General features: G+C 72.4%; 8 protein-coding genes. 5 read left to right on the top strand and 3 right to left on the bottom strand.

Annotation, left to right across the window (positions count from 1 at the left end; translation table 11 throughout):
• Positions 1-281: 281 nt before the first annotated feature.
• Complete coding sequence (locus O4U47_RS19040; RefSeq protein ID WP_270679249.1) at positions 282-1,340, bottom strand: bifunctional adenosylcobinamide kinase/adenosylcobinamide-phosphate guanylyltransferase; 1,059 nt, start codon at positions 1,338-1,340, stop codon at positions 282-284.
• 79 nt (positions 1,341-1,419) lie between these two features.
• On the opposite strand from O4U47_RS19040, the gene O4U47_RS19035 reads away from it, so the two are divergent.
• Positions 1,420-1,623, top strand: coding sequence for a hypothetical protein (locus O4U47_RS19035; RefSeq protein WP_270679248.1), 204 nt, complete (start codon positions 1,420-1,422; stop codon positions 1,621-1,623).
• Positions 1,624-1,734: 111 nt separating this feature from the next.
• Here the strand turns inward: O4U47_RS19035 and O4U47_RS19030 are convergent, their stop codons facing one another.
• Together O4U47_RS19030 and O4U47_RS19025 are read right to left on the bottom strand one after the other, a co-directional pair.
• A complete protein-coding gene (locus O4U47_RS19030; protein ID WP_270679247.1) occupies positions 1,735-2,739 on the bottom strand; it encodes an aldo/keto reductase family protein in 1,005 nt (334 codons plus the stop codon).
• 78 nt (positions 2,740-2,817) lie between these two features.
• The gene (locus tag O4U47_RS19025; RefSeq protein WP_408638995.1) at positions 2,818-3,408 is read right to left on the bottom strand and encodes a DUF3043 domain-containing protein; all 591 of its coding nucleotides are present in this window, start codon (positions 3,406-3,408) and stop codon (positions 2,818-2,820) included.
• Between the two features lie 176 nt (positions 3,409-3,584).
• On the opposite strand from O4U47_RS19025, the gene O4U47_RS19020 reads away from it, so the two are divergent.
• From O4U47_RS19020 to pspAB, 4 genes are all read left to right on the top strand, one after another.
• On the top strand, positions 3,585-4,364 hold the full coding sequence (locus tag O4U47_RS19020; protein ID WP_270679245.1) for a PspA/IM30 family protein: 780 nt from the start codon (positions 3,585-3,587) through the stop codon (positions 4,362-4,364).
• Positions 4,361-4,645 (top strand): PspA-associated protein PspAA, encoded by a 285-nt coding sequence (pspAA, locus tag O4U47_RS19015; protein WP_270679244.1) that lies wholly within the window; start codon positions 4,361-4,363, stop codon positions 4,643-4,645. Before O4U47_RS19020 ends, pspAA begins: the two co-directional genes overlap by 4 nt.
• Positions 4,646-4,814: 169 nt before the next feature.
• Positions 4,815-5,735 (top strand): zinc metalloprotease HtpX, encoded by a 921-nt coding sequence (gene htpX, locus O4U47_RS19010; RefSeq protein ID WP_270679243.1) that lies wholly within the window; start codon positions 4,815-4,817, stop codon positions 5,733-5,735.
• Positions 5,736-5,851: 116 nt separating this feature from the next.
• Positions 5,852-6,424, top strand: coding sequence for a PspA-associated protein PspAB (gene pspAB, locus O4U47_RS19005; RefSeq protein ID WP_270679242.1), 573 nt, complete (start codon positions 5,852-5,854; stop codon positions 6,422-6,424).
• The last annotated feature ends 68 nt before the right edge of the window (positions 6,425-6,492 follow it).

Genomic DNA, 6,492 nt, shown 5'->3' with positions numbered 1-6,492 from the left:
AGGCAGGGCCGGGGAATCGGACGGCTCTTGCCGTCGCCGCCAAGAACGGTGACCATGCACGGGCCCGGCGGCCGACAGCGCCACCGCTAGGGCCGCTGACCTTCGTCGTCGCCGCCATCTACCTGGTATTCCGGCGGCCCGCCGCCCGGCCAAGGTCTGTGAGCGGGGTATCTGCCGGTCCGCCGCCGGGGTGTCTGGTGGACGACCGGCGAGGCCGGGGAACCGCCTGCCTCCGTGCTCCGGTGGCCTGCTGATCGGGGGCGACAAGGCCGGGGCGTCGGCTACGGCAGGTCGATGATCCTTCCCGACACCGCCAGCAGGACCTCGTCCGACTCGTGGGCCAGGCCCTGGTTCAGTCGGCCCAGCATGTCGCGGAACAGGCCCCCGCTCCGCGTGGCCGGGACGACGCCCGAGCCGACCTCGTTGGTCACCGCGACCGCATGGCCGGGGAACCGGCGCCAGGCGGCGAGCAGTTCCCCGATGCGGCGATCGAGGCGCTCCCGGGCATCCCGGGGCGGGGTGTCGGACCACATCCCGCATTCCTCCATCACCCCCGCCAGCCAGGTGCCCGCGCAGTCGAAGAGCACCGCCTCGCCCGTCTCCGCCGCCTTGTCCAGCGCCGACGCTGCGTCGCCGGTCTCCTCGGTCCTCCACCAGGAGGGCCGCCGGGACCGGTGCGCCCGCACGCGCCTCGCCCAGGAGGCGTCCCCGTCCGGGCTCGGGCCGGTCGCCACGTAGACCACGTGCGGCTCGGCGAGCATCCTCCGCTCGGCCTCGGCGGACTTGCCCGAGCGCGCCCCGCCGGTCACCAGGACCCGCCGGTCCACAGGGTCGGCGGGCTCCGGCAGGGGCGCGACCTCGATGACCTGGTCGTCGGTCACCGGTTCGGCGCCCCAGAGCGCCGCCCGCCTCCGCAGCTCGCCGGGGGAGTGCACCCCGTGGCCGCCGCCGACCAGGAGGAACCGCGTGCGGTCGTGGACGGCGCCCCGGCGCCGCAGGTCCCCGATGGCCTCGGGGGTGTCGGCGTGTACGACGACGGCATCGGGCGGGGACCAGGCGCTGGGCCCCTGCCGTTCCCTGTCGGACGGTTCGCCGGGGTCCGGATCGGCGGAAGGAGCCGGGGAGGCCGATTCCGGTTCCGGCGGGGCGCACTCCAGGAGCACCGACCGGCCGTCGGAGAAGGTCCGTCCCTCCGGGCGCAGGGCGGTCTGCAGCGACCCCTCCACGTGGAGGGCCAGCGGGCGCCGGGGCTCGGCCGCGGCGCGGCGGCAGGAGGCGCACCGGCACTCGGGCTCCGGCCAGCCCCGGGGCGCGGCGGTCCCCATGAAACGAATGCGCATGCCCGCCAGTCAACACCAGGACGCGTAGGCTCGGCACCGCCGGGCCGCCCGGCCCGGCGCGGCTGGAGGAAGGAGCCCCATGGCCTGGAGCTGGCGCTACGAGAAGGAAGGCGGAGAGGTCCTGGAGGCCGAGGACCTGCCCGCCGAGACGTTCCCCTCGCGCGGGGACGCCGAGAGCTGGCTGGGCGAGGAGTGGCGCAGCCTGGTCGAGGCGGGCGTGGATCAGGTCAGCCTTCTGGAGGACGAGCGCGTGCAGTACTCGATGAGCCTCGGCGAGGCCTGAGGCCCCCGGCCCGGTGCCCCGGCGGCCGTGCGCCCGCCGGGGCCGGGGCGGCGTCCCGGAGGCGCCTCCCCGGCCCCGGCGTGTCACCGGCCCCGGCGCGTCAGGGACGCCTCACGGGCGCCGCTCGGGGCTCAGGGTCAGGCCCGGGTCGCGCTGGACCCTGTCGCCGAGGATCTCGTCGATCTTCTCCATCACCTCGGGCGCCAAGAGCACCCCCGACGCCCGCACGTTGTCGCGCACCTGCTCCGGGCGGCTGGCGCCGATGATGGCCGAGGAGACGTTCGGGTTCTGCAGCACCCACGCCACCGCCAGGGCGGCCATGCTCAGCCCCGCCTCGTCGGCGATCGGGCGCAGCCGCTGCACCCGGTGCAGCAGCTCCTCGTCCTCCATGTACTTGGACATGGTCTGCGCGCCGCCGGACTCGTCGGTCGCGCGGGACCCCGTGGGCGGGGCCTGGCCCGGGGCGTACTTGCCGGAGAGCAGACCCTGCGCGATCGGCGACCAGACGATCTGCCCGAGCCCTTCGCGCTCGCTCACCGGCACCACCGCCGACTCGATGACCCGCCACAGCATGTTGTACTGCGGCTGGTTGGACACCAGCCGGTCGAACCCCATGTCGTCGGCGATCTTCAGCGCCCGCTCGATCTCGTCCGCGCGCCATTCCGAGACCCCCACGTACAGGACCTTGCCCTGGCGGACCAGGTCGTCGAAGGCCCGGACGGTCTCTTCGAGGGGCGTCTCGTAGTCGAACCGGTGCGCCTGGTACAGGTCCAGGTAGTCGGTGCCCAGGCGCCGCAGGGACTCCTCGCACCCGCGCACGATGTGCTTGCGGGAGAGCCCTCTGTCGTTCTTCCCTTCGCCCATGGGCCAGTAGACCTTGGAGAAGATCTCGATGCCGTCCCGGCGCTCCCCCTTGAGCGCCCGGCCCAGCACCTCCTCCGCGCGCCCGCGGGCGTACACGTCGGCGGTGTCGAACGTCGTGATGCCCTCGTCCAGGGCCGCGCGCACGCACGCGACGGCCGCGTCCTCCTCTACCTGCGATCCGTGGGTGATCCAGTTGCCGTAGGAGATCTCGCTGACGACGAGACCGCTGCTGCCGAGGTGACGGAATTCCATGGGGGAACGATAAGCGCGCGGGACCCACCCTGTGCAGAGTGGGTCCCGCGCGTCGGTCCCGGGGGTGCGGGCGGGCGGTCAGTCCCTGCCGGCCGCGCCGATCGGCTGCCCCGGCTTGACCCGCGGCTTGGGCAGGCGCAGGCGCCGGATCTGGAGCTGGCGCGCGGCCGCGTACAGCCCGATGCCGCGCAGGTTGTCGTCGTTGGGGAAGTGCTCGGCCGTGTGCTTCTTGACCCGGCGCGCGATGAAGACGCCCTCGACCACGATGGTGACCATCATGACCGGCCAAGCGATGTAGGTGATCGCGGCCTGGAGCTCCACCGGCGCCGCGATCAGCAGCACGATGATGACGAGCGAGAAGTAGAGGAAGAACTCGCTGAGGCTGCGCCGGGAGTCGACCGCGTCCCGCGCGTAGGCGCGCGCGGGTCCGAAGTCCTGCGGGCGGAAGTACCGCTCCTCGCCCTTGGGGGCGCCGGACTTCTGGGCCGTGCGCTGCTGCTCGCGGGCACGGCGCTCGCGGTACTGCCGGTAGGCCTCCTTGCGCGACTGCGGCGCGTTGAGGGGGCGGCGGAGCTCGGCCTGGCTGTCCCGGCGCTTGGGCGTGGGCACACCCTTCTTCGGGGTGAAGCCCTTCTGCGAGCCCTCAGCGGTCTCGGCGGCACCGGTCACGGCCGGCTCTTTGGATTCGGAAGCGGAGCGACGTCGGAACACATCCATCAGGGTATCGGCTCCCTGCCGTGTGAATGGCGCTGCATGGCGAGGGCCGGTCAGAGCGCGTAGGGTTGGACCACAGCGCCCGCCGGGAACAGCCGATCGTACGGACCGAGAAGGGGACGGCCACGCCGATGAGCGTGTTTCAGCGACTTTCCATGATCTTCAAGTCCAAGGCGAACAAGGCCTTGGACTCCGTCGAGGACCCTCGGGAAACACTCGACTACTCCTACCAGAAGCAGTTGGAACTGTTGCAGAAGGTCCGGCGCGGGGTGGCCGACGTCGCCACCTCCCGCAAGCGTGTCGAGCTGCAGATCCAGCAGCTCGAGCAGCAGTCGGGCAAGCTGGAGAACCAGAGCCGGGCCGCGCTCCAGCAGGGGCGCGAGGACCTCGCCCGCGAGGCCCTGACCCGCCGCTCCGGCCTGCAGTCCCAGATCGACGGGCTCAAGCAGCAGCACGAACAGCTTCAGGGCGAGGAGCAGAAGCTCACCCTGGCCGCGCAGCGCCTGCAGGCCAAGGTCGACTCCTTCCGCACCCGCAAGGAGACGATCAAGGCCACCTACACCGCCGCGCAGGCCCAGACGCAGATCAGCGAGGCCTTCTCCGGCATCTCCGAGGAGATGGGCGACGTGGGCATGGCGGTCCAGCGCGCCGAGGACAAGACCGCCGAGATGCAGGCCCGCGCCGGCGCCGTGGACGAGCTGCTGGAGTCCGGCGCCCTGGACGACGTCTCGGGCAGCTCCAAGGACGACATCCAGTCCGAGCTGGACCGCATGGCCAGCTCCAGCGGTGTCGAGCTGGAGCTGGAGAAGATGAAGCAGGAGCTGGGCCAGGGCAACGGCGGCGCCGCCCCGCAGCTGGAGAGCGGCTCGGACGCGCAGTCCCAGCCGAACCGGCAGGGGGAGGGCGCATGATCGTCCGCATCATGGGGGAGGGCCAGCTCGACCTCTCCGAGGCCGACATGGACCTGCTGAACTCGGTGGACACCACCCTTGAGGCGGCCATCGAGTCCGGCGACGAGGAGGGCTTCCGCGAGGCCCTGACCCGCCTGCTGGAGCGGGTCCGCGAGCACGGCAAGCCGCTGCCGATGGACGCGCTGCATCCTTCGGACTTCGTCCTTCCCCCCTCGGACGCCTCCATGGAGGAGGTCCGGGCGATGCTCGGAGACGAGGGGCTGATCCCGGACGTCTCCTGACCTCTCGCCCGTCTTCCGGTGAGCGCGCGCCCTGACCGGACAGGGCACCCGGGGCCGTCGCGGTACGCCGCGGCGGCCCCCGCGTGTCTCACCTGCCTCTCACCCTTTTCCGACGTCGTCCCGCCTAGACTGGGCGGCGAGGGGCAAACCAGACGAAGGCAGGCACGCAGTGGCAGGCTCGAAGTTCATCCCCGACCGGGGGCTCACCGCCCGCATGGTGCTGACCATGGCGCTGCTGGGCGTGGTGTACGTGGCGTTCATCATCGCGCTGATCCTGGTGGGCCTGCCCTGGCCGCTGGTGGTGCTGCTGGTCGTCGGCTTCGCCGTGGTCCAGTACTTCACCTCCGACAAGATCGCCCTGTACGCGATGGGTGCGCACGAGGTGACCCCCGAGCAGGCGCCGCAGCTGCACGCGGTGGTCGACCGGCTCTGCGCCATGGCCGACATGCCCAAGCCCCGCGTGGCCGTGGCCGACACCGACGTGCCCAACGCCTTCGCCACCGGCCACAATGAGAAGAAGGCCGTGGTCTGCGCGACCACCGGCATCCTGCGCCGCCTGGAGCCCGAGGAGCTGGAGGCGGTGCTGGCCCACGAGCTGTCGCACGTGGCCCACCGCGACGTCATGGTGATGACGATCGCCGGGTTCCTCGGGATCGTGGCCGGGTTCCTCACCCAGATGGGGCTGCGCTTCGCGGCGTTCGGCGGCGGGGGCAACCGGAACAGTAACGGCCCCTCGCCGGCGATGATCGCGCTGGCCGTGGTGGTGGTGAGCGCGATCGTGTGGGCGCTGAGCTTCCTGCTCACCCGGGCCCTGTCGCGCTACCGCGAGCTGGCCGCCGACCGCGCCGCCGCCTACCTGACCGGCCGCCCGTCGGCCCTGGGCAGCGCGCTGACCAAGATCACCGGGGACATGGCCCGCATCCCCAGCCGGGACCTGCGCCAGGCCGAGCCGTTCAACGCCTTCTTCTTCACGCCGGCCTTCTCCAAGAGCGGCTTCAACATGGGCCAGCTGCTGGCCACCCACCCGCCGGTGGAGCGCCGCCTGGAGCAGCTCTCCACCATCTCCCGGCAGCTGGGCACCGGCGCCTAGCCCGGCGCGGGGCCGGCACGGGCGGCCGAAGGGGAGGGCACGCGCATGGGACCGGTGGACGGCGAGGGCCGCAGGGGTAGTCTCCGGACGACCGCCGCACGCACTGAGGAGCCGCGTTGAGTTTTCTCCGAGCCCTTCTCGGGCGATCCAAGCCCGCCCGCCCCGACCTGGACGCCCTGTTCGCGCTGCCGTCGGCGGCCGTGACCTTGGAGGCCGCGGCGGGCTTCACCCCGACCGGGACCGGGTCGGTGGCCTTCCGCGCGGCCGAGGGCAAGGCCTTCGCCGACCTGGAACGCGAGGTCACCGCGCTGCTCGACGCGGACGGCGGGCCGCCGGTGGAGACCACCGCCGACGACTACGGCTACACCTGGCTGGTGCTGCGCTCCTCGACCGAGAGCGGCATCTCCGACCTGGTGACCGATGTGCACGCGGTCAACTCCAGCCTGGAGAACGCGGGCTTCGGCCCCTCCCTGCTGTGCTCGCTGACGGCGTTCGCCGACGCCGAGGGCCGCACGGTGGCGCTGGTGTACCTGTACAAGCGGGGCACCTTCTACCCGTTCGCCCCGCTGGGCGGCCAGCGCCGGGACAACGCCCTGGAACTGCAGGTGGCCGCGGCGATCGGCGGGGACCTGCCGATGGAGCAGGACAAGAGCCGGTGGTTCCCGGTCTACGGCGCCCCCGGCCTGTGACCGGCCGCCGCGGCGGCGGAACCGGGCCACGTCGTTTTCCGTTTCACGGAAACGAGTTATCGCGAAGC

The organism is Nocardiopsis suaedae, from assembly GCF_027706745.1.
In the GTDB taxonomy this organism is placed as follows: Bacteria; Actinomycetota; Actinomycetes; order Streptosporangiales; family Streptosporangiaceae; genus Nocardiopsis_A; species Nocardiopsis_A suaedae.
This window is presented reverse-complemented; position numbering and strand designations above follow the sequence as displayed.